We start from the raw sequence: 23,756 nt of genomic DNA, 5'->3' as shown, positions 1-23,756 counted from the left end.
TACTAAAAATCAAAAAATTACTTGTTGAAAACCACGGTAAAAAGATTCTCACTGTCCGAAAGTGAAGAATAAGTGATGTCTGCTTTATGATATTCTAAAATACGTTTTACGATGCGCAAACCAAGACCAGAACCTGCTTTGTTCTCAGAATTACTTCCTCTCATAAAGGCTTCGAAAAGTTTGTCTCTTTCTTCAATCGGAATAGTTGAACCGATGGAAAATACTTTGACGATAATCCTAAAATCGGTTTCCTTAATCGAAATATCAACTTCCTGATTATCTGAATATAAAGCTGCGTTTTTGAACAAATTAATAAATGTAATCTCTAATAAAGATTTTACACCTTTCACTGTTAAAATAGAGTCTTCTATACTTTCTTCATCAATCTGAAAATCCATTTTGAATTCAGGAAAATTACGATGAACAGTCTCAAATGCATCGAAAACTACTTCATCAATTCTGACTTCTTCATAAACACTGGCAATCCCTTCTTTATCGAATTTGGAAAGTAAAAGTAAGGATTTGGTAAGGTCTGACAATTGATAAACATCCTGCAACATCTGCTGCAAAGTAGTTTTAGTTTTATCCGAGTGATTTTCTAATTGAATCAAATTCTCTAACTGAAAAGCCATCCTTGTCAAAGGGGTTCGCATCTCGTGAGCCGCACTGGAATTGAAATCTTTTTGAGATTGGAAAACATCGTTTAGACGACCTGTCATCAGGTTGAAGGATTTTGCTAATACGCCGATTTCATCCTCAGAATTTTTAACAACAACCGGTGTTGTCAACTTATGGACACTGATATCTGAAATTTCCGATTTCAGTATTTCTAATGGTTCAAGAAACTTGGAAACCAAATAATAGCTGAAAAACCAAATCAACAAAACACTAATAATATATGAAAACATCAGTGTATAACCTAGGAATGCCAGTTTGGACTCTCCCGTTACATCCTGAGCGCTGGTAAGAATGTAGTAATTTTCACCTTTAATTGTTCTCAACGCCGCATAAATCTCAGGTTGAGATTTTTCATCATAAATTGTCTTTTCTTTGTCGAGTTTCTCCAATAAAACATTATCCCAGGTCACTTTTTTATCCTTCAGCGTGCTGTAAACCAATTCCTTTTCGGCATTGAGAATAATGATGTTTTCGTTCAATAAAACGTTATCGGAATTTTCATCAAAAAATAAAGGAGCTTCCCTTTCAAAATCATTGGCTTTTTCTATGAAATTAACGGTGAAAACCAGACGTTTCTGGAAACGTTCCTTGAACTCATCTCTCCGGAAATCATTGAATGACACATAAATCACAAACATCATGATCCCAAAAATCAGAGAAAATGCTATGCTTAGACTAAATGCGATTTTACGTTTCAGGGACATAAATTAATTATTAATGATGAGTGATAAATGATATTTGATTTCCGTTTGAGGATTGTAATTCTCAAACCCTAAACATTCCAATTCTTACAATGGGCTTAAATAATATCCGAAACCTGGTCTGGTATGGATCAGTTTTGTTTTGAAATTTTTATCGATTTTCTTTCTCAGAAAGTTGATGTAAACCTCGATAGCATTGTTGGTAGACTGGAACTGGTTTTTCCAGACTTCATCGGAAATATGCTGCTTAGAAAGTGTTCTGCCATTGGCTTTGGCTAGTAAAACCAATAATTGGAATTCTTTTACGGTCAAATTGATCTCTTCTCCGGAACGGAAAACCTTACTGTCTTCGGGATAAATGATTAGATCTTCGATAACAATTTTTTCTTTTTCTTCGGTTTTTGGTGTCAGTCTTCTCATTTGAGAATTGATTCTCAATAATAATTCTTCCAACAAAAATGGTTTCACCAAATAATCATCCGCCGCTCTCAAAAACGCTTCTTTCTTCTCCTCGATTCCGTCATAAGCCGAAATAATGATAATCGGCGTTTCGGAATTGGTTTCTCGAATGGTTTTACAAATATCCAATCCATTGATTTTCGGAACATTGATGTCCAAAAGAAAAACGTCGTAAGGCTTCTTAGAAAATATATCGAGAAATTTTTCGCCATCTTCCGCTTTGTCGGTTTTGATGGATTTGGATTCTAGGAAAAGTGCAATTTCTGAAGACAAGACCGCATCGTCTTCTAAAAGTAAAGCCAGCATTTTGTGATGATTTAATTTACAAATATGGGAAAAAGTAATTGGACTGAAATAAACTATTCTAATAAGTCTTCGTCATATCACTCGGAATCACCAAATTAAATTCTGTTGGAACAAAATTTTTCTCAGGTAAAGACAAATCCGGTTTTTCAGATTCAAAAACTGAAATAACTGCAATTTTTAAGTTTGGGTTTTTCTTTTTCAAATACCAGTAGATTCCGCCGTATTGCTTGCTGTGATAATCGCCATTATAATGGATAAAAGTCTTTCCGGACTGCAGATTTTGGAAAATCGATTCTGCCATTGTCGCATCTTTTATGGCTTGAGCTGAGACAAAATTCATTAATTTCATTTCGTCAACGTGGTCTCCCATCAGAGATTTCATTTCTTTGTATCCAGGCGTTTCCAAAGTCACTTCTATCGGCAATTTGGCAATATATTTTTTTTCAGCTTCCGGTAATTCATTCAAACTTTTAATGCCTTGTTTAGAAGTTTGAGAAGCGTACTTTCTAGGAACATTCGTTGCAATGAAATTGAGCTTTTTGTCTTTCGCAAAATCAACCAGAGGTCTGTAATCGGTTTCGTAATTTTTCCAAAGTCTTACAGAATCTTTCAGATTTTTAGCATCGATTTTTCCTGCGAGATAAGAATTCAAAGGCTGTTGATTATCTCTCTCAAACATTTCTGCTCCTAAAATAATCTGTCCGTTTTTCTTTTCAAAAATAGCTTCCGTCAATCTTTTTTCCAACCAATGATTGATAGAATTATCGTGATGTTTTCCAATAAATACAACATCATAATCCGCCAATTCTTTGATTAAATTTTTGGAAGAAACTTCTTTTGTTTTCTTGTTATAGAATTTAAAAGCATCAAAATTTTGTGCATTTATATTACTTAAACCTATTATAGCAATAAACAACAATAACTTTTTCATTAAGAATAAAATAAAGAAGTCGTTCTAAAGTAAATTAAAACTATAAAACGACTTCGGATTAATCATAATTATTTCTTATTTATAAACCGGCAATCAAATCTTTCCACTCCTGAAGTTCTGGATTTCCAGGCTTTCTTTTTCCAAAGAATTGAACGATAAATTCACCGTCTTTGTTGAACACTTCTACCGAAGTTACTTCTCCATCTTCTGTTGGCTTTTTTGTAATCCAAGTTTCCCCAATCTTAGTCGTATCAAGATGTAAATTGAAATCCAGATCCATCACATTGAACCATTGCTGGTGCCAAAACGTCTTTTTAACTTCACCTGTGTGAATCTGAATAATTCCTCTGTTTCCAACGAAAACCATAATCGGAATGTGTTTTTCAGAAGCATCTTCCAAAACATTTACCACTTTAGAATTATCAATTTTTTGAGCAAAACCTTCCGGAGCCAATCTCAAAGCCTGAGTTCTGCTAACCCCGAATTTCTTAGTCATCATAAAGAAGTCGTGCGTGTCTTTCAAATCTTTCCAAGCTTGTTGGAAACCCGCTACATCAATTTCAGAATCTGCTTTTTCTACTGGTTTTGGAGCAATTGGTTCTGTTGTGATTTCTGCAAACTGTTCGTCAGCTTTATATTTCTCTGTTAAAGCATCAAATTCTGCTTCATTACTTTTGTTGGTTAAATAGATTTTATGAAGAGCCAATCCGTCTTTTCCGAAGAACTGAAAACTTTTTCTGTCGCCTTCAACAACAGAAAAACCGAATTTCCAAGAGTTGATAAAGATTCTTAAATCGATGTCCTCTCCTACGAAAACCTGTCCGTGAGGATTGCTAAAATCAGGATTCAAATAAACGCCTTTTCTCTCGTGAACACATTCGTCGTTTCTTGTCAAGGCCATTACTTTTTCAAGCTTTACAACTTCCTGTAAAAGTGATGCAAATTCCGGTTTAAGTACCGTTACACCATTTCCGATGCTTGTAGCTAAAAGTTCTGCTTCGCTAACACCTAATTGTTCCGCCGCGTTTCTTATTCTAAGATGTGGATTTTCTGCTTTCAGAGCTTCCCATTTTGTTTTTAAATCATTGATTAACGTACTCATATTGATTTGTTTTTTTATTGTTTATTTTAAATGCTTGCTTTATTTAACACAAAGCTCACAAAGATTTTTTATTACTAACTGTTTTAAGGTTCACAAAAGCGCTATCGCTTAGAAAAGTTGAAAATATAAGCTACTATTTTTTACTTTTTGATTGTTAGAACTTTGTATTCTCGTTTTACGAATGTTCCAGTTTTGCTGGTTATCCATTCTTCTTTATCTGAACGAATCATCCTTTTGAAATTGGTCTCTGCTACTAATTCTTCCACATCTTCGTAATTGTAAAGTTTGAAATCCGCTGTGAAAGGCAGGTTTTTCATAAAATCTTTCTTCGCAAATGTGAGGACAAAACTTCCGTCTTTTTTTAGAACTCTGTAAATTTCATTAAAGAATTCCACAGGATTTTCCCAGAAATAAATCGTATTGACGGTCATTACCTTATCGAAACTTTCGTTATCAAAAGGAATTTTGTTTCCGTCGTATAATTGAAAATTGGCTTGAGAAAGATATTTTGATTTGATGCTTTCAGCTTCGGACGTCATGGTTTCAGAAATTTCCAGACCTGTGTATGTGATATTTTCTGCAAAATCTAAAAGGTAAGACAAATGTCCTGCATTGCCGGGTCCTATTTCTAAAACATTATTGCCATCTTCCAGCAACAAAGCTTTGATACTTTCTCTGGTCATGGTGATATTGGTTTCATTCATCATTTTAGCAATTTGTTTCCCCATTTCACCTTCAGGATTTGCGAGGTTTTTTGCTAATATTTTGAGTTCTTGTTCTGTCATTTTTTTAGTTTTTTTTGAGGCAAATTTTCTAATTAATAACATTTCGGTGCTTCGCACTTTGATTGTGGTTTTGTTGATTTCGATACCAACATATCACTACTTCGTAGCTTTCTTAAACAGCGAATTGCTCGCAGCCCGACTTGAGCGAAAATCCTTTTTTGCTTGTACTTTGAGTTCTATTTAAACTGAAATCGTCTGCAAAAAAGATTGGGAGCGGAAGGCGGATTAAGCTGCCCAAATAATTCTTTTAACCAAATAAAATCATTGTGCTGTCGTTGACCGGATGTTTGCAAATGGTACACGGAAAGTTGTAAGCACGGCTGATTTTCTCCTCCGTAAAAACCTCTTCCGGAGCACCGTAAGCTAAAACTTCTCCTTTTTCCATCAACAGAATTTTGTCTGCGAAACTGGCAGCTAAATTCAAATCGTGTAAAACAACGACTGCGGTGTTATTGTTTTGAGTAAATTTTTTAATTAATTCTAATGTATTGTGCTGGTGTTTGATGTCCAAATTATTGAGTGGTTCGTCCAAAAACAAAAGTCTGTGTGCAATATCGTTATCTAATTGAGCCAGAACTCTCGCCAAATGAACCCTTTGCTTTTCACCTCCGGAAAGTGAATTATAATCTCTATCCCCAAAATGAATAATCTCTGTTTCCACCATAGTAATTTCCGTCGATTTTATATCTTCCAAAGTCGGCTGAGAACCGAAGTAAGGATAACGTCCCATCATCACAACATCCTTTACCAAAAGCGGAATATCCTGAGAGTTATGCTGGGAAATTTTGGCTTTATGTTTTGATAATTCTTCGAGTTTCCAGTCGTAAATTATTTTGTCTTTGAAAAATATTTCCTGTTTTTTATCGGTTTTAATTTCGTTGGCAAGAACATTTAACAGACTTGACTTCCCTGCTCCATTTGGACCAACAATTGCCAGAAATTCGCCATAGCCAACATTGATATCAACACTTTTTAAGATGCTGACATTCTGACTCTGATAGTTTATCTCATGTCCTTTTATCATCTTAATGTGTTTTTATATTTGATTAGAATGACGATAAAAATTGGACCTCCAATCAATGATGTTAAAATCCCAATTGGTAATTCTGACGGTGCAACGATTGTTCGACTGATTGTATCTGCAAGCAATAGCAAAATACTTCCACAAATCGCTGATAACGGCAAAATGAAATGATAATCTGAACGGAATAATAATCTCAAAATGTAAGGAACAATCAATCCGACAAAACCGATTGTGCCCGAAAATGCGACGCAAGTTCCTATCATTAATGAAGTTATCAATACTATTTGTTTTTTCAAAGTCTCAACATTAATTCCTAAATGCTGTGCATCTTTTTCTCCCAGCAACATTGCGTTTAGGGCTTTTCCTTTCGGTAAAATAATAATGTAGGAAAATAATAAGACAATTGATAAAATAATGTTTCTTGTCCAAGTTGCACCTGCTAAACTTCCTAGATTCCAGAATGTTAAATCTCTAAGCTGTTCGTCTTTAGATATATAAATCAAAAATCCTACAAATGAGAAACCAATGGATGTGATTGCAACTCCGGAAAGCAGCATCATTACAACATTTGTTTTTCCTGCGCTTGTGGAAATCCTATAAACTATTACCATTGCTAAAAATGCTCCGACAAATGCAGAAACGCCAACTAAAGAATTTCTTATGATTTCAGGAAGATAAGATTCAAAAGTATGTCCGAGAACGATTGCAATCGCCGCTAACAAAGTAGCTCCTGATGTTAAACCAATCGATTCTCCCGTTGCTAAAGGGTTTTTGAACATTCCTTGTAAAGTTGTTCCAGAAACTGCTAACATACTTCCGATTAAAACAGCCATTACAATTCGTGAAGTTCGGACATCCCAAATGACATATTTTTCACTTAATGATAATGAAGAATCACTGGTTAAAAACTTCCACAATACTTTGTAAGAAGAGGAATTACCAAAATCGTAAACACCAATATTTAAAGCTAAAACCATCATCAGTATTAATAAAATAATACCGATAATGGCGTAAAATGTAAGACTTTTTGATTTCAAAACGCTTAATTATTTCTTTCCATAGGTTAGACCTACAACTATTAATGTTGAACTTTTAGGTTCAAAGTTTTATTTTGAAGACTCGATTAACAATCTGTTTAAACTTAAAGCAGCTTCTCCAACTCTTGGTCCGAAAGAAGACAATAATCCGCCGTCCAATGCGATTACTTTTTTGTTTTTACCAGCATTCGTTTGAGGAACGCCTGGCATTTTAAGTGCACTTTCTATTCCACCTGAACTTTGCAATCCACTTGAGAAGAACAACAGTACATCAGGATTTGATTGTACAACCGCTTCCGGTGTCAAAGGTTTGAAATCCTCGAAATCATTTGCTGCATTTTGTCCTCCTGCAATTTCTATAATACTTGCCATTGGTGTATTTTTTCCGCCAACCATCATCATATTTCCTCTAGCGTAGATAAAAAGGACTTTTGGTTTTTTAGCGATTGGCTGGATTTGTTTTACGTCTACATCAATTTTCTCTAATAATGCTTGCTGATTTGTATTTCCTAAAGCTTTTGCAACTTGGTCAATTAACTTTTTAGTTCCATCAATAGAAAACTCTTGATTGAATAGCTCCGTTTTGATTTTAGAAGCTTTGATTTTTTCTAATAAATCCGGATTGATGTCTTTATCAGAAGCTAAAATCAAAGTTGGATTAAGTTTCATAATCGGTTCAATAGTCATAGAACGAACGTGTCCTAATTCCTCTGCAGTAGTTTTCAAACTTTCTGGATACGTACTTGTAACATCAATCCCAACGATTTCTTTCTCGTGACCAAGCGCAGCTACAATCTCCGTAACACCTCCACTGATACTTACTATTTTTTGATTAGAAACCGGTACTTCAGTTTTTGTTTCTTCGGGTTTTGCAACTTTAGAATCCTCTTTCTTGCAAGAAAACCCGGCTAAAAGAAGCGCTGAAAGAACAGCTATTTTGATATTTTTCATAGATTTATTTTGGTTTGATTAAAGTGGTTTGTATTCGAATTGTGGATAGCCACGAACGCCATCGTCATTTGTCATTCTCAGAAACTTAATTTTGAAATAAAAACCTTCAGGATCCTTCAATACGTAAAATCGGTCTCCATAAGTTACTAATCCGTTTGTTCCAAGAGGATTTCTCCAGTTTGCACCGATTGTTCTTTGATCTGTATAATTAAATTTTGACATATCAATATCAGAAGCTTTGAAATTGTTATAATACTCCGTAGCATTAACATTTGAAGGAATTGTTATCTGATAAGAAGCTGCTCCTCCCATTACATTGTCCAATACAAAATCTCCATAAATGTAAGTTCCCGCTCCTTCTATCACATTTGTGAATACTGTAAAGCAAAGATCCCATTTTTCTTTCTGAGGCTGAATAAGAAGTTCTTTATTGTTCTTTAAACTAAAAAAAGTATAATTATAATCTGTATTTTTTGAAATGGTATATTCTTTATAAGTTGTATCGGCAACATTGGCATACTTAATTTTATAAGCTTCTGTCCCTGCTCTGGTTATTTGGATTTTCATCCAACCTCTTTCATCCCCTCCGGTAGTTATTGAACCTACAGGTACAGTTCCAGTGTAAATATCTTTTCCTAAATTAACAAGATATACTGCATTATCCGCATCATTAATTGCAATTTCTGAAATAGCAGTATAATCAGTAGGAAAATTACCTTTTACATCATCAACATAAGAAACATTGGTTGGATCAAAATTAGCAACCTGAACTTTAGTTTTAAGCTCTGCAACATCTGATTCTTTTACAAGATTAATATCTGTAACTTTAGGAATTTTTCCAGCCGCCATCATTATTGAAGAATTGAGAACGACCTTAAATTCATCACCCGAATAGAAAGCCAAATCCCAATCTGTACGCACATTAAGCGTCTGTTTGGGGTTACCTTGAGCATCAACATCACTTAGATCTACCCAAACCTGATTAGGCTGTGTTGGTCCCGCAACGCTTGGATTAGCAATAGCTCCCTCTATTGGAGAAACGGCAATTGGATCTTCGTTATCTTTAAGGCAAGATTGTAGTGTAACAATTAATATTAGTATGAATAATAATTTTTTCATTTTCTCAGCTTTTAAAAATTATAATTAACTCTTGCGAAATAGCTTCTTCCATAGAACAAATTCTGAGTACCAGCAGGACCATTGTGCGCAGTGCCAGACTGAACAGTATTTCTAATACTAGTAACATCAAAAATGTTTTTAATACCAAGAGCTAATTCAAAATGGTTGTTGAAGAATGGTTGACTAACTGTAAAATTTAACATACTAAAATCTCCAATATCTCCTAATACGTATGTTCCTGTATCTGCAGCATCTTTAAACTCTAATGAATATAATTTGCTTTTGCCGGTATATTTGTAGTATAATGCAAATAAAGTATTAGTTACCGGTAAGGTATAGTTTGCTGCAGCATTAATTTCCATATAATAATTAAAATTATCATCGGAAGTAGTATTTCCAGTATTTAAGTTTTGAGAAATTCCTAGTGTAGAAATCCCAGCATTGAATGAGAAATTATCTTTTCTTGCACTGAAACTTCCTCCAAATAGTATTGATTTGTAATTATCCACATTCAGATAGGTGTATCGTAGTGGAACGTTACTTACAATTACACTTTCTATACGATCTTTTACATCCATATACATCCCACTAAGTCCAACATTAAGTTTCCAATTGCCTGAAGTAGCCGTTGCATAATCCCAAAAAGCACCTGCAGAATATCCCGTTTCTGGCTTTAGATTTTCATTACCTCTTATATCGTGATTAATATCTACAATGTAAGTGTAGAGCTCATCATACTTCGGAAAACGATTGGCGGAACCAAAAATAGTTCTGATATTTGAATTTTCCGATGTTCTGAATCTGGTAGTTAATGAGTAATTGTACTGTTCATCAAATTTATCACTCAAAGCCAATCTAATACCTGGACGAAAGGATAACCAATTCAAAGGATTCCATTCTGCTGAAAGAAAATTAGCGTAATTGAAAATGGTTCTGTTTATATTTTTGTCGTTATCTCCAATTTGATTTTCAAAAGTAGAAGAATTTGCAAAACCTTTTGTACGATCTAGCTCATAACCAATCTGAAAATTAATTTTATCGCTATTTAAAAAGTTACTGAACATGCCTCTAGAATATAGAACTTCAGATTTATAAAAGGTCTGTTTTGGATCTGTAGATCTTACATACCTATTGGGTACATCATAAAGTTTATCTTGAGATTGTCTTTCTTGGATTTGATAAGAGAAATCTCCTGTATAATTAATGTTTGCGCCTAATTTAGTCGTGACATTTAGCTGATGAATCCACCTTTTTGTAAAATAATCCACATCATTTGAAGTAAATGTTCTTTCACCATCAGCAAAAGGTAAAACATTAGTATTAGGGTCATAGTAATTAATTTCTTCGGTCAAAAAATTAACTTTATAGAACAATGTCGTCTTATTTTTTGCGTATCGCAATGCTGCATTAGCAATTAATAGATCTTTTGGTTGCCATTCATAACCACGTTCTCCATTTACGCTCTCATCAAAATGTTTATAACCTTTTTGTATGCCTTGAAATCCTTGAAAATCATTATGATTAATATCTGCGGAAAAAGTCCAATTATCTGATATTCTATATCCTAAATTAAGACTCTGAATATGTCTCCCGTTTCCTTTTTTATACCAATCATAATTTTTCCCAACCGTTTCTTCTTGCAAAGAAGCGTTGATATTGATTTTCTTCTGATAATCCTTTTTGGTAATAATATTAATAACACCTGCCATTGCATTGTTACCATATTCTACACCCATAGAGCCTTTTACTATTTCTATACGCTCGATATTATTGACATTGATCTTGGTAAGATCAAAGATATTACCCATTCCTTGATCGCTCACTACAGGAATATTATCAATCAAAACCTTTGTATATTCTCCACTCAATCCCATAATATTGGCTTGAGAATCTCCAGAACTAGAATTTGGAGTAATTAAAATATTAAGATTTTGGTTTAGAACTTCAGCAACGTTAGTTACCGCCATATTTTTGATTTGCTCAGCATTGACTACTTCAACTTTATAGATAGATTTGTTGATAGATTGAGCATTATATTGTCCTGTAATGACTACTTCTTCAATATTTTTTTGATTAAGAGTATCTTTCTGAGCATAAGCAAAATTCAAAACTGCTATGGACAGAAGGCTCATCGTTCGCTTCTTCATTGAAAAAATTTTTGCGAAGATAAGGCTTTATTTAGAATCATTAAAAATAAATACATACTTTTGTGGAATAATTCTAAATAACAATTTAAGTTTAACAATATCTAATATGAAAGCAAAATTATTTTTGGCAACATCTTTATTAGCTGTAGTTGCTAATGCGCAATTAATAACAATTAATGAAGATTTCAATAACTTCACATCTGGTAACACAACTTTCCCTCAAAATGGATGGTCTGTAAGTTTGCCTGGATTCACCTCAGCACCACCAGCTATGATGATTGTTACTGCCGGTTCTGATAAATATATCCAAGCATATCCAGGAAGTAATGTTGCAAAGGACATGTTCCTTATCACTCCACAGATTGTAGCACCAGCTGGAGACAAAACTCTATCTTTCGACACAGCAATGGAAGCCGGTGGTCTTGGTACAACAGGAGTCGTACAAGTTGGAGTTGCAAGTAACCCTGCGGATATGACAACCTTTGTAGCTGTAGGTAATCCAATTGAACTTACAAGTACGTCTATTCAAAATGTAAAAGTGGTAATCCCAGCTTCTACAGGCACTTATCTAGTTATAAGAACTACTTCTGCTACTATGCATACACCTATCCGTATCGATAATGTAAAATATGGCGCAAACTTAGCAGTTAACGAAAGTGCTTTCAACTCAAGTAACCTGAAATTTGCTGTTTCTGCAGATAACAATTCTTTAAAATTCTCTACTACAGAGCAACTTTCTAGCGCAAAAGTTTATTCGGCTACCGGAGCAATTGCAACTGAAGGAAAAATAATTGATAACTCACTTGATATTACAAGATTGAAAACTGGTGTTTATTTCATCGTTATTGAAAACAAAAATGGACAATCTGTAAAATCTAAATTCATCAAAAAATAATTAACAATTATTTTAAAACTACTAGCCTTTTAAGAAAACTTAAAAGGCTTTTTTTGTGTTACACAAAATCTAATCAGCTGATGACATTTATCATTTCATAAAATATTTTAATTTTTAATATGGAGGACAGACAGAAACCAAAAAGCTTATTGTGAAATAAGCCATATTTTCAGATTTTATTCTTTATAAGACCACCTTCGGGTGGTTTTTTTGCGTCTTGCCACTTGATAAAATAATAAGTAATTTTGTATAATTAATTCAATTGAAGTGAATTCTATCATCAATAAAAAAGTCAAGTTTCAGGATTTAGGAATCAAAGATTATCAACCAAGCTGGGATTATCAAGAAGAATTACTGAAACAAAATCTCGATACTAAGAAGTACAACAGAGACATTCCTGAAGATCAGAAAGAAACTAATAATTACCTGTTATTTGTAGAACATCCGCACGTCTATACTTTAGGAAAAAGCGGACACGAAGAAAATCTTCTGGCTAATGCAAACAAACTGAAAGAAATCAATGCGACTTATGTTAAAGTTAATCGCGGTGGTGATATTACTTATCACGGATTCGGACAGATTGTTGGTTACCCTATTTTGGATTTGGAAAATTTCTATACTGACATTCACAGATACATGCGAGATTTGGAAGAAGTCATCATCCGAACTATTGCAGAATACGGATTGAAAGGAGAACGTTCCAATGGCGAAACAGGCGTTTGGCTGGATGTTGGAAAACCTTATGCCAGAAAAATATGCGCAATGGGTGTCAAAGCTTCTCGTTGGGTTACGATCCACGGATTTGCTTTGAATGTAAATACAGATATGCGTTATTTCGAATATATCATTCCTTGTGGAATCACCGATAAACAAGTGACTTCTTTGAAACGGGAATTAGAAAAAGAAGTTGATATGGAAGAAGTAAAAGTCAAAATCAAGAAACATTTTGCAGATGTTTTTGGCTGCGAACTTTCTTAAACAATTATAGATTTTAGATTGTAAATTTTAAATTGAATTAATCTAAAATCTATAATTCATAATTTAAATCCTTACTACATCGTCATTCCGATATCAATTCCTTTAATTTTTCTATAAAGATCGGTTGCAAAATTATCCGTCATTCCGGAAACGAAATCAATCACACCGAGAACTTTTTGATAATCTGTTCCTTCTTCATAAAAGAATTGTTTTGGAAGAAGCTTTAAAGCTTTTTTATCGTAAGATTTTCTTTCATCAGCGGATTTCAAAATCGAAGGAATAAAATGATCCAGCAATTCATACATTACATTATAACCAGCATTTTCGATTTCAACAACCGCTTTATGATTGTAAATTTTTTCAATGGAAAAACTTTCAATATCCTGTAAAGTTTTGTTCTCAGATTTATAAATATCCAAAAGTCCTTTGTCCAGATTACCTTCCAGAATTGTATTGAAATTACTTTTATAAAGTTCTACAGATTTATTAATTAATGCATTAATGACTTTGGCTCTCAGATAAGAGATTTGTTCATTTTCGTTACTGATAGAATTCAGTTTTTGCTCTACTCTATTGATATCATTGGTTTCAGACTTCACCAATTCGAAGAAGAGATTTTTACAATCCGCAGTAGAAACAATTCCCAATCTGTGCGCATCTTCCATATCAATGATGTTGTAACAGATATCGTCAGCAGCTTCTACCAACCAAACAAACGGATGTCTTTTAAAAATATAAGGATTTTCATTTTCCTGAATCATTGATGTTCCCTTTGCAATCTCAAGAAAAATATCTTTCTCATCCTGAAAAAAACCAAACTTCTTACGATGAATAATACCTTTCGTCTTAGCAATCGCCTCGCAAGGATATTTTGCAATACTTGCCAATGTTGCAAAAGTCAATTGAATTCCGCCTGCATCTTTGCCTTGCTGTTGTTGCGCAAGAACTCTGATGGCGTTGGCATTTCCTTCAAAATTAATAAGATCTGCCCATTCTTTTTCATTGAATTTCGATTTTAAATCGCTTTCATTTCTATCGAAATAACTCGCAATTGCATCTTCTCCCGAATGTCCAAAAGCAGGATTCCCAATATCATGACAAAGACAAGCTGCTGCAATCACATTTCCTAGATTATGAAGATAAAAATTCTTGGAATCTTCATTAAGATCATTGATGAAATTATCGTGGATAAACTCACCAATCACACTTCCTAAACTACGACCAACAGAAGAAACTTCTAAAGAATGTGTCAAACGATTGTGTACAAAAACACTTCCCGGAAGTGGAAAAACTTGAGTCTTGTTCTGTAATCTTCGGAAAGCTGATGAGAAAATGATTCTGTCAAAATCTCTTTGAAAATCGGTTCTGGAAACTTTGGTATGCGGATTATTTCCTGTACGTTGATTGGTAAAAATTGAATTCAAATCCATTCCACAAAAATAAATAATTTACTTTTCAAATTAAGCCTATTCCTGCATTTGATTCGGACAAATTCAAAATATAACCAGATAATGATATTAATTGTTTAATTTTGAAATGAAAAATCTACTTTATAAATGAAAAAGCCCTTAATCAAAATACTTCCGCTCCTTCTGGGCGGAATTTTATTTGCACAAAACAAGCAGGATTCTATTCAGTTCAAAAGAATATCGGACGAAATCCTAATCAACGAACAAGCCTATTCTAATTTATATGACCTTACCAAAAATATCGGTCATCGACTCAGCGGATCCGAATCTTATGAGAAAGCTACAAAATGGGCATTCGACAAACTAAAAGAAGCAGGTGCAGACAAAGTTTGGTATCAGGAAGTAATGGTTCCGGTTTGGGTACGAGGCAAAGAATCTTTACAAATCAAAACAGCAAAAGGACAATGGAAAAAACTAAATATGTTGTCATTAGGAAATTCAGAAGGGACAAAAGGTCAAGATCTGACTGCAGAAATTATCCTTGTAAAATCCTTTGATGAGTTCAATAAACTGTCTGAAGCTGATGTAAAAGGTAAAATCGTTTTCTTTAATTATCCATTCAATCAGACATTTATTTCTACCGGACAAGCTTATGGCGATGCAGGAAAGTATCGATCTACAACCGCTTCTTTAGTTGCTAAAAAAGGCGGAAAAGCTGTAATCATACGTTCGCTTTCTTCGTCTTTTGATGATGTGCCTCACACCGGAATGATGAGATATCAGGAAGGAATAGAAAAAATCCCGGCCGTAGCAATAGGACCAAAAAGTGCTGATGAACTTGAAAAAACACTCAAATCTGAAAAAATATTGGCGAAACTTAATTCCAACTGTACTATGAAACCGGACAAGCTTTCACATTCTGTGATTGGAGAAATCACGGGCAAGAAAGACCAAAGCGTGATTGTGGTTGGTGGTCATCTTGATTCTTGGGATGTGGGAGAAGGTGCTTCTGATGACGGAACAGGTATTGTACAAAGTATCGAAATCCTAAGAACTTTCAAGAAACTTAATCTTCAAAATAATCACACAATCCGCGTGGTTTGTTTTGCGAATGAAGAAAACGGCGTAAAAGGTGGAAAAAAATATAAGGAAGAAGCTCAGAAAAATAATGAGAAGCATCTTTTTGCTATAGAAAGTGATGGCGGAGGTTTTACGCCAAGAGGTTTTGGACTGGATATGAAAGAGGGTAAACGCAGACAAATTCAATCTTGGGCAAGTTTGTTTTTTCCTTATGGCATTTATGATTTCACGAAAACATATTCGGGAACAGATGTAGAACCTCTGAATGAATTAGATGTTCCAACGGCAGAACTTGTTCCTGATTCTCAACGCTATTTTGACATTCATCATACTGCAGAAGATACTTTTGAAAAAGTAAATCGTAGAGAAATGCTTTTGGGGGCAGTTGCAATGGGACAATTAATTTATATGATTGATAAAAATTGGTAATCTAAAGTCCTTTCAAGAATCAAAAAGCTGAATCATTTCTGAGTGATTCAGCTTTTATTTTTCATCGATATAATATTTGAATTTTTCTAGAAAAGGTAATAAAGCCAAAAGGTTTAGCAATTCCACCAACATTTATTTTAACGAAAACTTGTTTTAACGAAAAATCACAATTAAAAACATTTCATTATCAAAAATGATTTGATTTAAGTTTTATTTTACTTATCATTGACAAATTTTTAATTTATGAAGAACAAATACTTATTCATTCTATCCTTTATCTCGTCATTTTCATTGGCACAACAAACCATTTCTTTCGAAGCTTCGGAAGGTTACTCTGCTGGAAGTATTAACGCACAAAATGGTTGGGAAGTTACACTTAATAATGATGAAAATCCTATCAACAATCAAACGATTTCTACAGAAAAAGCTTTTGATGGTACTCAGTCTTTGAAAATAAGTGTAGATGAAGCAGAAAATTTTGGCTGGTTCCCAATCTATGGAGCTGCTAAAATGTTTGATAGAGCTTATAATTTTCAACATACAATCGTAGATTTTGATGTTTTTATTACAGAATTAGAAGGCTCTACATTTGAGTTTGGAACTTTTGGAGTTGTAGATACAGACGAGTTTATGCCGGTTTCTATCTACTCTTTCAACTATACAGGTAATCTGGAAGTTGTAAATGATGAAGATTATGGCTATGAAAGTACCGATTTTACTTGGGAACCCAACAGATGGTACCATCTAAGATCTGAAACCAATAGCAACGAAATCAAATTTTACATCGATGGAGTGCTAATTAAAACAATTCCGAATTTTGCTCAAACTAATATTACAGGCGTTAACTTTGTCCACGATAACTTTGGTGGAAGTGCTTATATTGATAATATAAAAATCAATGATCAAATACTAGCCGTAAATGATGTAACGAAAGCCAACATCAAATTATACCCGAATCCTGTCAAAGATATTCTGAAAGTTAATCTATCTGATAACGAAAACATTAATGAAATCAACATCTACAATGTAGCAGGACAAAAACTGAAAACGATTTCGAAACAGACCGAAATCAACGTAGAAAGCTTGCCAAAAGGTGTTTATATGATAGACATCAAAACTGATAAAAACAAAACTTACAATTCCAAATTCATCAAACAATAAAATTGAAAATCCTGCTACTGAGCGGGATTTTTTATTTAATTTTAATCGAAATATTAGTCCGATGAAAAACGTCATAAATCCAGAAACATTAAACTTCCTTTCAACATTAGAATTTAATAATAACAGAGAATGGTTTAATGAAAATAAAAACTTGTATCTAAAAGCAAAAGAGAATGTTGAAAATGTTGTGAATGAAATTATTTCCGAAGTTGAAGAATTTGATAAAAGTGTAGAACGATTGGAAGCTAAGAATTGCATTTTCAGAATCTACAAAGACACAAGATTTTCCAAAGATAAGACGCCTTATAAGACCAATATCGGAGCTTCGTTGGTAGAAAAAGGACCCAAAACTTTGAATCAAGCAGGTTATTATGTTCATATAGAACCCGGCAAATCTTTCCTTGCTGGTGGTGTTTATATGACCGAATCAAAAAACTTGAAAGCTATTCGAGAAAAAATCAGTTCTGAAGGCGAAGATTTCCTAAAAATCCTTAATAAAAAAACTTTCAAAGATGTTCTGGAATTACAAGGTAATCGATTAGTAAAAATCCCACAAGGTTTCGATAAAGAAAATCCGATGGGCTTTTATCTCAAGTTCAAGCAGTTCACGGTCTTTCATCCCCTTTCTAATGAAGATGTTTTGAATGCAAACTTTGTAAAGAATACCGTTAAAGTTTTTAAAGAAATATATCCTTTTAATCAGTTTCTCAACGAAGCTATTGGAAGTTAAAAACATTTGATTCTTTTGCTTCAGAGGTCTTATTTGCTCTCTTGAAGTCTGTTTTATTTTATAATTTTTAAATATTTCAAAAAAATAATCAATCATTATGAACTGGAACAATAGCATAACAAAACTATTAAACATCTCCTATCCTATCATCCAAGCGCCCATGTTTGGCGTTACAACTCCAGAAATGGTCGCTGCAACTTCAAAAGCTGATTGTTTGGGTTCTTTAGCTTTGGCTGATTTAGATTCAAAACAATGTTCAGAATTAATCAGATTGACAAAACAACTCACAGATAAAGCTTTTGCTGTTAATATTTTTGTTCACGAGATTCCAGAAATTACAGAGGAACTGAAAAAGAAGTACTCTGAAACTAAGAGTTTCTTTGAAGAATTGGTTAAGGAAAATCATATCGAAGTTGACCTTCCTGAAATTGATAAAATCAAAATTAATTCCTATCAAGAACAAGTAGATACAATTATTTCTGAAAATTGTAAAATTGTAAGTTTCACGTTTGGAAATCTCGACCAACAAAGTATTGAAAAATTGAAGAACAATGGAACAATCCTTATTGGAACTTGCACTTCGGTAAGCGAAGCTTTGATTTTGGAACAATCTAGGATAGATATTATTTGTGCTCAAGGCATAGAAGCTGGCGGACACAGAGGAAGCTTTACGAATGAAAATATCCCTCAAATTGGTGGTTTATCGCTTCTATCCCAAATCCGTGACACGGTAAAAGTTCCGATTATCTATGCAGGCGGAATTTACAATGCAAAAACACTTTTAGCAACAAAAATTTTAGGAGCAGACGGATTTCAAATTGGAAGTCTATTACTAGGTTCACAAGAAAGTGCTTTGAAAGATTTTGAAAAACAAAGATTAAGAAATGTAAACAAAGGTGAAATTATCCTGACCAAAAGTTTTTCAGGAAGATATGCCAGCGGAATCAAGAATACTTTTATCGAAACTATAGAAAATTCGGATTTTATACTTCCATATCCTTATCAGAATAAGTTGACAGGGGAATTGCGTAAGGTTGCGAGAGAACAAAACAATTCAGAATTTGTCAATCTATGGACTGGACAATCTATTAATAAATTGAGTGAAAAATCTACAACTTATATTCTGAAAAAATTAATTGAAGAAACAGAGAATAACTTTTACCAAAGCTAACTTTCAAAGATTAAAAAACTTAAAAAAAGTAGATTTTTCAGAATAATATAAATATTGATGAGAAATAACATATCAAAAATTATAAAGTAAAAAATCAACGTATCGTTTTTTTTATTAATTTTAATTTAATATTAATTCATTATTAATGAAAACACTTTTACTCGTGAGACATGCCAAGAGCGATTGGCCAGTAGATGTCGAAGATTTTGACCGCCCTCTTAATGATTTGGGAATTACAAATGCACCTAAAATGGCTCATTTACTAAAAGAAAAATCGGTAGAGATAGACAGCTTTATTTCAAGTCCTGCGAAACGTGCTCTTCATACTTGTGAATTATTTTCGGAAGTTTTTGAGAAATCTTTTTCTACAGACAAAACATTATATAATCCTAGAGAAAGTAATTTTGAAAATTTGATTTATGGATTAGATGATTCTATCAAGTCTGTTGCTCTATTCTCACATAATAATGGGATTTCTAATTTTGCTAATTCTTTAACTGATGAGATTGTCAATCTGCCGACTTCTGGTGTTGTTGGCTATGAAATAGATTGTGATAATTGGAGCGATTTCGAAATAGCAAAAAAACGGTTTTTATTTTTTTATTCTCCAAAGAATTTCAATCCATAATTTCTAAATAAAAAAACTCCCAAAATTTGGGAGTTTTACATTTTTGCCAATTTAATTTACAATAATAAAGCCTTCTGATAAGCATTTTCCAGCCCATCAAGGTTTTTACCACCAGCTGTTGCGAAGCCCGGATTTCCGCCGCCGCCGCCCTGGATTTCTTTTGCTAAATCTTTAATTAATGCTCCGGCCTGATAAATTCCTGCCAAATCATCGGAAACTCCCACGGTAATCATTGGTTTTCCATCTGCGTCAGAAAGGATGATTGTTATTGAAGTTGGAATTTCTTTTTTCAGCTGGAAAACGATGTCTTTGATTGAACCGGCATCCAATGAAGTTCTTTTTACCAAAAGTAATTTATCTCCTTTTTGTTCGTAAGCGCCTTTCCAGTCACCGATTTCACCTTTTGCTTTTTCTTTTTTGAAAGCTTCAACTTCAGATTTTAAAGCTGTATTTTCTTCGATTAATTTTTCAATAGAACGTACAACATCTTTGGATTTCAGCAATTGAGAAAGCTCGGCGATTTGTTTTTCTAAACCTTTGAAATATTCATCAGATTTATCTCCTGAAATGGCTTCAATTCTTCTGATTCCAGCTGCTGCAGAGCTTTCGGAAACGATTTTGAAATGACCGATTTCGCTAGTATTTTTTACGTGAGTTCCTCCGCAAAGTTCTTTAGAACTTCCAAACTGGATCATTCTCACGCTGTCGCCATATTTTTCGCCAAAAAGAGCCATTGCACCTCTGTCTAAAGCTTCCTGAATCGGGATGTTTCTAAACTCTTGCAATGCAATGTTTTCTTTTATTTTTGCATTCACTTTATCTTCCACCAAAGTAAGTTCTTCCTCCGTCATTTTATTGAAATGTGAGAAGTCGAAACGCAGATAATCAGGACCAACAAATGAACCTTTCTGCTCTACGTGAGTTCCCAAAACTTCTCTCAAAGCTTCGTGCAACAAATGTGTTACCGAGTGATTTGCCTCAGAATTTTTTCTGTCAGTTGCATTGACTTTAGCATAGAAAACTGCTCCTGCATCTTTCGGAAGTCCGTTGATTAAAGAAATAATCAGTCCATTTTCTTTTTTAGTTTCTAAAACTTTAAAGCTTTCGGTAGCATTTTCAAGAATTCCTTTATCACCGATTTGCCCACCACCTTCAGGATAGAAAGGCGATTCGCTTAAAACGACCTGATAAAATTCTCCGTCTTTATTTTCTACTTTTCTATATCTTGTGATGTAGGTTTCAGACTCAGTTTTGTCGTAACCCACAAAGTTTTCAGGTTTTTCTTCCAAAGTTACCCAGTCGTAAACCTTTTGGGCAGAATCTGCTTTTGAACGTTGTTTCTGTTGATTTAAAGCTTCTTCAAATCCAGCTTCGTCAATGGTTAAACCTTTTTCTTCCGCAATAATTCTTGTTAAATCATCCGGGAAACCGTACGTGTCGTACAATTCGAAAACTTCTTCTGTTGGCAATACTTTTTTACCTTCAGAAATCGTCTGCTGAATTAATTTATCAACTCTGATTAATCCTGTTTCAATGGTTCTTAAGAAGGATTCTTCTTCACTTTTAATTACTTCCGTAACCAAAGTTCCTTGCTTTTGCAATTCCGGGAAGAATTTAGCCATTTGCTCCTGTAAAACAGCAACTAACTGATACAAGAAAGGTTCTTTTTGGTCTAAGAATCGGTAAGCGTAAGAAATTCCTCTTCTTAAAATTCTTCTGATCACATAACCTGCTCCTCCGTTGGAAGGCAACTGTCCGTCTGCAATCGCAAAAGAAACCGCTCTGATGTGGTCAACAATTACACGGATGGCGATGTCTTTTTCATCCGTTAAAATTCCGGTATATTGTTTTCCAGAAAGTTCTTCAACCTTAGCAATTAAAGGGGTGAAAACATCTGTATCATAATTTGATTCTTTTTGTTGTAAAGCCATACAAAGACGCTCGAATCCCATTCCGGTGTCGATGTGTTTTGCGGGAAGATTTTCCAGAGAACCGTCAGCTTTTCTGTTGAACTGCATGAATACGAGATTCCAGATTTCTACAACTTGTGGATGGTCATTGTTTACCAATTCCAATCCTGAAATTTTCGCTTTCTCTTCAGCACTTCTTAAGTCAACATGAATTTCCGAACAAGGCCCGCAAGGTCCGCTGGCACCCATTTCCCAGAAATTATCTTTCTTGTTTCCGTTGATGATTCTGTCTTCAGCAATAAATTCTTTCCAGTAATTGTAAGCTTCGTTGTCTCTTTCAAGATTTTCTTTTTCGTCCCCTTCAAAAATGGTGACGTAAAGATTTTCTTTAGGAATTCCGTAAACTTCTGTCAATAATTCCCAAGCCCAAGAAATAGCTTCTTTCTTGAAATAATCTCCAAAAGACCAGTTCCCCAACATCTCAAACATCGTGTGGTGATAGGTATCACGACCCACATCATCCAAATCATTATGCTTTCCGGAAACTCTTAAACATTTCTGCGTATCGGCAATTCTTGAAGCTTTCGGTTCTTTGTAACCTAAAAAATAGTCCTTAAACTGAGTCATTCCAGAGTTGGAAAACATCAGTGTCGGGTCATCTTTTAGAACAATGGGCGCAGAAGGAACAATAAGGTGTTCTTTGCTTTTGAAAAAATCTAAAAATTGCTGTCTTATCTCTTGTGAAGTCATTTTAGTTGTTGGTTGTTGGTTGATAGTTGATTGCTATTTATGTATATCAACTTTTGGTTGGCAAATTTAATAAAATTTGGTTTAAAATATTAGTTATTGTATTATTCAATATAGTTTTGGAAGAGTAAATTTAAACGCAAAGATTTTATTACGATAATTTGTGATTTAGGAAGCAAAGATTAATCAATGAATTGATTTTATGAAGCTTGATTTATAGCTTGTTTACAATTCGATGTATTCCGTCTTTTAAAAGTGGTGAATTAAAATTTATTAGAAGAGCGAGCTTTAGTCCTGTTAATTTTAAATATGTGTTTGTTTGAAAATAATCTATGGAATGTAGCTCTCGCACAGCCTTATTTTCTATAATAAGTTTATTTTCAACAATCATATCAACTTTGTAGGCTTTGTCGATCTTGATACCTTTATAAATTGTTGACAGAAAAACTTGAGTTTTCACATCGAGACCTAACTGTTGTAATTCATATAGAAGTGCAGATTCATACGCACTTTCAAGTAATCCAACCCCTAGCGTTCTGTGAACTTCAATCGCAGCTCCTATAACTTTATACGATAATTCATTTTCTGTCATACATTTGTGTGCTTGTTGTTTATTTTCCACCTTAATAATTGCAGATTCATCTGCCTTTGCTTCCTTAAATATAAGAACCCCGTTAAAAAACTTTGCATTTAATAATTTTTCATAAATCAGCGGAACAATGTCAATCAAATTCAATTATAAATCCACATCAAAATTGGCTTCTTAGAATTTTTCAACATTGGGTCTATTTCCTTGAATGCATTATTAGAAACCGTTGGACAACCCCAGCCTTCTGGCGAACCTTTTGGATAAACCTCATCGTCGCTCATTTTTCCCAAGAATGGAAGACAATAATTCTTTTCAAAGCATTGCTATTAGTTTCGTCTAGACCGTGCATCAGATATTTTACATTCACGCCCCAATTACTATAGCCTCTTTCTCCCAATCTATATTTTCCCAACGAAGAAAGATGACTGTTATCTTCATTACTAAAACTTGGATTATCTTTTGAAAAATCGAAACTCCAAAATCTTTTTCCACAACCGTGACCTACAAGATACTTTTGAGAAATTTCATTTTTATTAAAATCATAAATAAAAAAACGCTTGAGCCCCGAATGCAAACTCATATCAATCAAAATACAAAAATCTGTATTGAAGTCTTTGGTCTTACAAAACTCTAATGCTTCTTTGCCTTTTTGCTCATTTTTCGAAATATTAATGACAGGTTTAGATTCAGTAATGGAATCTGTTGTTACCAGAAAATTGGGTTTCAAGTTTTCTTTTTGACATCCAGAAATGATTATCAGAAATAATAGATAAAAAGAATGTCTCATTT

Annotated in this window: 22 protein-coding genes; 7 read left to right on the top strand and 15 right to left on the bottom strand. The window is 33.8% G+C overall.

The genetic code is table 11. The features are described from left to right. Nucleotides 1-17: 17 nt before the first annotated feature. The 10 genes from DRF58_RS05520 to DRF58_RS05475 all read right to left on the bottom strand — a co-directional run bounded on the left by DRF58_RS05520 (nt 18) and on the right by DRF58_RS05475 (nt 11,240). Complete coding sequence (locus DRF58_RS05520) at nt 18-1,382, bottom strand: ATP-binding protein (protein ID WP_116033701.1); 1,365 nt, start codon at nt 1,380-1,382, stop codon at nt 18-20. 84 nt (nt 1,383-1,466) lie between these two features. Further along, nucleotides 1,467-2,144, bottom strand: coding sequence for a response regulator transcription factor (locus tag DRF58_RS05515; protein WP_116033699.1), 678 nt, complete (start codon nt 2,142-2,144; stop codon nt 1,467-1,469). Between the two features lie 58 nt (nt 2,145-2,202). Next, nucleotides 2,203-3,075 carry a ChaN family lipoprotein gene (locus DRF58_RS05510; RefSeq protein WP_116033698.1) on the bottom strand — a complete coding sequence of 291 codons (873 nt, stop codon included), beginning with the start codon at nt 3,073-3,075 and terminating at the stop codon, nt 2,203-2,205. A gap of 79 nt (nt 3,076-3,154) precedes the next feature. Next, the gene (locus DRF58_RS05505) at nt 3,155-4,177 is read right to left on the bottom strand and encodes a hemin-degrading factor (protein ID WP_116033696.1); all 1,023 of its coding nucleotides are present in this window, start codon (nt 4,175-4,177) and stop codon (nt 3,155-3,157) included. Nucleotides 4,178-4,317: 140 nt separating this feature from the next. Continuing rightward, nucleotides 4,318-4,962 carry a class I SAM-dependent methyltransferase gene (locus tag DRF58_RS05500; RefSeq protein WP_116033694.1) on the bottom strand — a complete coding sequence of 215 codons (645 nt, stop codon included), beginning with the start codon at nt 4,960-4,962 and terminating at the stop codon, nt 4,318-4,320. Between the two features lie 247 nt (nt 4,963-5,209). Beyond that, complete coding sequence (locus DRF58_RS05495) at nt 5,210-5,986, bottom strand: heme ABC transporter ATP-binding protein (RefSeq protein ID WP_116033693.1); 777 nt, start codon at nt 5,984-5,986, stop codon at nt 5,210-5,212. Further along, nucleotides 5,983-7,023, bottom strand: coding sequence for a FecCD family ABC transporter permease (locus DRF58_RS05490; RefSeq protein WP_116033691.1), 1,041 nt, complete (start codon nt 7,021-7,023; stop codon nt 5,983-5,985). Before DRF58_RS05490 ends, DRF58_RS05495 begins: the two co-directional genes overlap by 4 nt. 69 nt (nt 7,024-7,092) lie before the next feature. Then, nucleotides 7,093-7,974 (bottom strand): heme/hemin ABC transporter substrate-binding protein, encoded by an 882-nt coding sequence (locus DRF58_RS05485; protein ID WP_116033689.1) that lies wholly within the window; start codon nt 7,972-7,974, stop codon nt 7,093-7,095. 18 nt (nt 7,975-7,992) lie between these two features. Further along, nucleotides 7,993-9,093 carry an HmuY family protein gene (locus tag DRF58_RS05480; RefSeq protein WP_116033687.1) on the bottom strand — a complete coding sequence of 367 codons (1,101 nt, stop codon included), beginning with the start codon at nt 9,091-9,093 and terminating at the stop codon, nt 7,993-7,995. A gap of 11 nt (nt 9,094-9,104) precedes the next feature. Further along, entirely contained in the window at nt 9,105-11,240 is a 2,136-nt protein-coding gene (locus DRF58_RS05475; protein WP_116033686.1) for a TonB-dependent receptor plug domain-containing protein, read from the bottom strand. A 106-nt stretch (nt 11,241-11,346) separates the two neighbouring features. Between DRF58_RS05475 and DRF58_RS05470 the strand changes: the two genes are divergently transcribed. Both DRF58_RS05470 and lipB read left to right on the top strand, forming a co-directional pair. Further along, a complete protein-coding gene (locus DRF58_RS05470) occupies nt 11,347-12,135 on the top strand; it encodes a T9SS type A sorting domain-containing protein (RefSeq protein ID WP_157966708.1) in 789 nt (262 codons plus the stop codon). A gap of 267 nt (nt 12,136-12,402) precedes the next feature. After that, nucleotides 12,403-13,113 (top strand): lipoyl(octanoyl) transferase LipB, encoded by a 711-nt coding sequence (gene lipB, locus DRF58_RS05465; RefSeq protein ID WP_116033682.1) that lies wholly within the window; start codon nt 12,403-12,405, stop codon nt 13,111-13,113. Nucleotides 13,114-13,187: 74 nt separating this feature from the next. Here lipB and DRF58_RS05460 read toward each other — a convergent pair whose 3' ends face one another. Beyond that, nucleotides 13,188-14,543: a deoxyguanosinetriphosphate triphosphohydrolase gene (locus DRF58_RS05460; RefSeq protein WP_116033681.1), complete on the bottom strand. Its 1,356-nt coding sequence runs from the start codon at nt 14,541-14,543 to the stop codon at nt 13,188-13,190. A 126-nt stretch (nt 14,544-14,669) separates the two neighbouring features. On the opposite strand from DRF58_RS05460, the gene DRF58_RS05455 reads away from it, so the two are divergent. The 5 genes from DRF58_RS05455 to DRF58_RS05435 all read left to right on the top strand — a co-directional run bounded on the left by DRF58_RS05455 (nt 14,670) and on the right by DRF58_RS05435 (nt 19,721). Beyond that, entirely contained in the window at nt 14,670-16,031 is a 1,362-nt protein-coding gene (locus tag DRF58_RS05455; RefSeq protein ID WP_116033679.1) for a M20/M25/M40 family metallo-hydrolase, read from the top strand. Between the two features lie 243 nt (nt 16,032-16,274). Then, nucleotides 16,275-17,192 carry a T9SS type A sorting domain-containing protein gene (locus tag DRF58_RS05450; RefSeq protein ID WP_116033677.1) on the top strand — a complete coding sequence of 306 codons (918 nt, stop codon included), beginning with the start codon at nt 16,275-16,277 and terminating at the stop codon, nt 17,190-17,192. A gap of 61 nt (nt 17,193-17,253) precedes the next feature. Continuing rightward, nucleotides 17,254-17,922 carry a DUF2461 domain-containing protein gene (locus DRF58_RS05445; RefSeq protein WP_116033676.1) on the top strand — a complete coding sequence of 223 codons (669 nt, stop codon included), beginning with the start codon at nt 17,254-17,256 and terminating at the stop codon, nt 17,920-17,922. A gap of 97 nt (nt 17,923-18,019) precedes the next feature. Further along, nucleotides 18,020-19,093 carry an NAD(P)H-dependent flavin oxidoreductase gene (locus tag DRF58_RS05440; protein ID WP_116033674.1) on the top strand — a complete coding sequence of 358 codons (1,074 nt, stop codon included), beginning with the start codon at nt 18,020-18,022 and terminating at the stop codon, nt 19,091-19,093. Nucleotides 19,094-19,238: 145 nt separating this feature from the next. Next, nucleotides 19,239-19,721: a SixA phosphatase family protein gene (locus DRF58_RS05435; RefSeq protein WP_116033672.1), complete on the top strand. Its 483-nt coding sequence runs from the start codon at nt 19,239-19,241 to the stop codon at nt 19,719-19,721. A gap of 56 nt (nt 19,722-19,777) precedes the next feature. On the opposite strand, the gene alaS is transcribed toward DRF58_RS05435, so the two are convergent. From alaS to DRF58_RS05420, 4 genes are all read right to left on the bottom strand, one after another. Further along, nucleotides 19,778-22,381 (bottom strand): alanine--tRNA ligase, encoded by a 2,604-nt coding sequence (gene alaS / locus DRF58_RS05430; protein ID WP_116033671.1) that lies wholly within the window; start codon nt 22,379-22,381, stop codon nt 19,778-19,780. A gap of 211 nt (nt 22,382-22,592) precedes the next feature. Beyond that, nucleotides 22,593-23,114, bottom strand: coding sequence for a GxxExxY protein (locus DRF58_RS05425; protein ID WP_317124852.1), 522 nt, complete (start codon nt 23,112-23,114; stop codon nt 22,593-22,595). Next, nucleotides 23,111-23,248, bottom strand: a complete 138-nt coding sequence (locus tag DRF58_RS18690; protein WP_245955367.1) for a hypothetical protein — start codon at nt 23,246-23,248, stop codon at nt 23,111-23,113. The genes DRF58_RS05425 and DRF58_RS18690 overlap by 4 nt, the downstream gene beginning before the upstream one ends. Further along, entirely contained in the window at nt 23,245-23,754 is a 510-nt protein-coding gene (locus DRF58_RS05420; protein WP_245955366.1) for a murein L,D-transpeptidase catalytic domain-containing protein, read from the bottom strand. The genes DRF58_RS18690 and DRF58_RS05420 overlap by 4 nt, the downstream gene beginning before the upstream one ends. Nucleotides 23,755-23,756: the final 2 nt, after the last annotated feature.

Source organism: Epilithonimonas hispanica, assembly GCF_003385395.1.
Taxonomy (GTDB): Bacteria; Bacteroidota; Bacteroidia; order Flavobacteriales; family Weeksellaceae; genus Epilithonimonas; species Epilithonimonas hispanica.
The sequence above is the reverse complement of the archived record's forward strand: the minus strand, read 5'-3'. Positions and strand labels throughout refer to the sequence as shown.

Excerpts from the sequence above, each read along its gene's own strand:
- DRF58_RS05445 (WP_116033676.1), top strand. The coding sequence starts at position 17,254 with ATGAAAAACGTCATAAATCCAGAAACATTAAACTTCCTTTCAACATTA.
- DRF58_RS05455 (WP_116033679.1), top strand. The coding sequence starts at position 14,670 with ATGAAAAAGCCCTTAATCAAAATACTTCCGCTCCTTCTGGGCGGAATT.
- DRF58_RS05515 (WP_116033699.1), bottom strand. The coding sequence starts at position 2,144 with ATGCTGGCTTTACTTTTAGAAGACGATGCGGTCTTGTCTTCAGAAATT.
- DRF58_RS05505 (WP_116033696.1), bottom strand. The coding sequence starts at position 4,177 with ATGAGTACGTTAATCAATGATTTAAAAACAAAATGGGAAGCTCTGAAA.
- DRF58_RS05460 (WP_116033681.1), bottom strand. The coding sequence starts at position 14,543 with ATGGATTTGAATTCAATTTTTACCAATCAACGTACAGGAAATAATCCG.
- DRF58_RS05510 (WP_116033698.1), bottom strand. The coding sequence starts at position 3,075 with ATGAAAAAGTTATTGTTGTTTATTGCTATAATAGGTTTAAGTAATATA.
- DRF58_RS05420 (WP_245955366.1), bottom strand. The coding sequence starts at position 23,754 with ATGAGACATTCTTTTTATCTATTATTTCTGATAATCATTTCTGGATGT.
- DRF58_RS05520 (WP_116033701.1), bottom strand. The coding sequence starts at position 1,382 with ATGTCCCTGAAACGTAAAATCGCATTTAGTCTAAGCATAGCATTTTCT.
- alaS (WP_116033671.1), bottom strand. The coding sequence starts at position 22,381 with ATGACTTCACAAGAGATAAGACAGCAATTTTTAGATTTTTTCAAAAGC.
- DRF58_RS05450 (WP_116033677.1), top strand. The coding sequence starts at position 16,275 with ATGAAGAACAAATACTTATTCATTCTATCCTTTATCTCGTCATTTTCA.
- DRF58_RS05485 (WP_116033689.1), bottom strand. The coding sequence starts at position 7,974 with ATGAAAAATATCAAAATAGCTGTTCTTTCAGCGCTTCTTTTAGCCGGG.
- DRF58_RS18690 (WP_245955367.1), bottom strand. The coding sequence starts at position 23,248 with ATGAGCGACGATGAGGTTTATCCAAAAGGTTCGCCAGAAGGCTGGGGT.
- DRF58_RS05475 (WP_116033686.1), bottom strand. The coding sequence starts at position 11,240 with ATGAAGAAGCGAACGATGAGCCTTCTGTCCATAGCAGTTTTGAATTTT.
- DRF58_RS05470 (WP_157966708.1), top strand. The coding sequence starts at position 11,347 with ATGAAAGCAAAATTATTTTTGGCAACATCTTTATTAGCTGTAGTTGCT.
- DRF58_RS05495 (WP_116033693.1), bottom strand. The coding sequence starts at position 5,986 with ATGATAAAAGGACATGAGATAAACTATCAGAGTCAGAATGTCAGCATC.
- DRF58_RS05480 (WP_116033687.1), bottom strand. The coding sequence starts at position 9,093 with ATGAAAAAATTATTATTCATACTAATATTAATTGTTACACTACAATCT.
- DRF58_RS05440 (WP_116033674.1), top strand. The coding sequence starts at position 18,020 with ATGAACTGGAACAATAGCATAACAAAACTATTAAACATCTCCTATCCT.
- DRF58_RS05435 (WP_116033672.1), top strand. The coding sequence starts at position 19,239 with ATGAAAACACTTTTACTCGTGAGACATGCCAAGAGCGATTGGCCAGTA.
- DRF58_RS05500 (WP_116033694.1), bottom strand. The coding sequence starts at position 4,962 with ATGACAGAACAAGAACTCAAAATATTAGCAAAAAACCTCGCAAATCCT.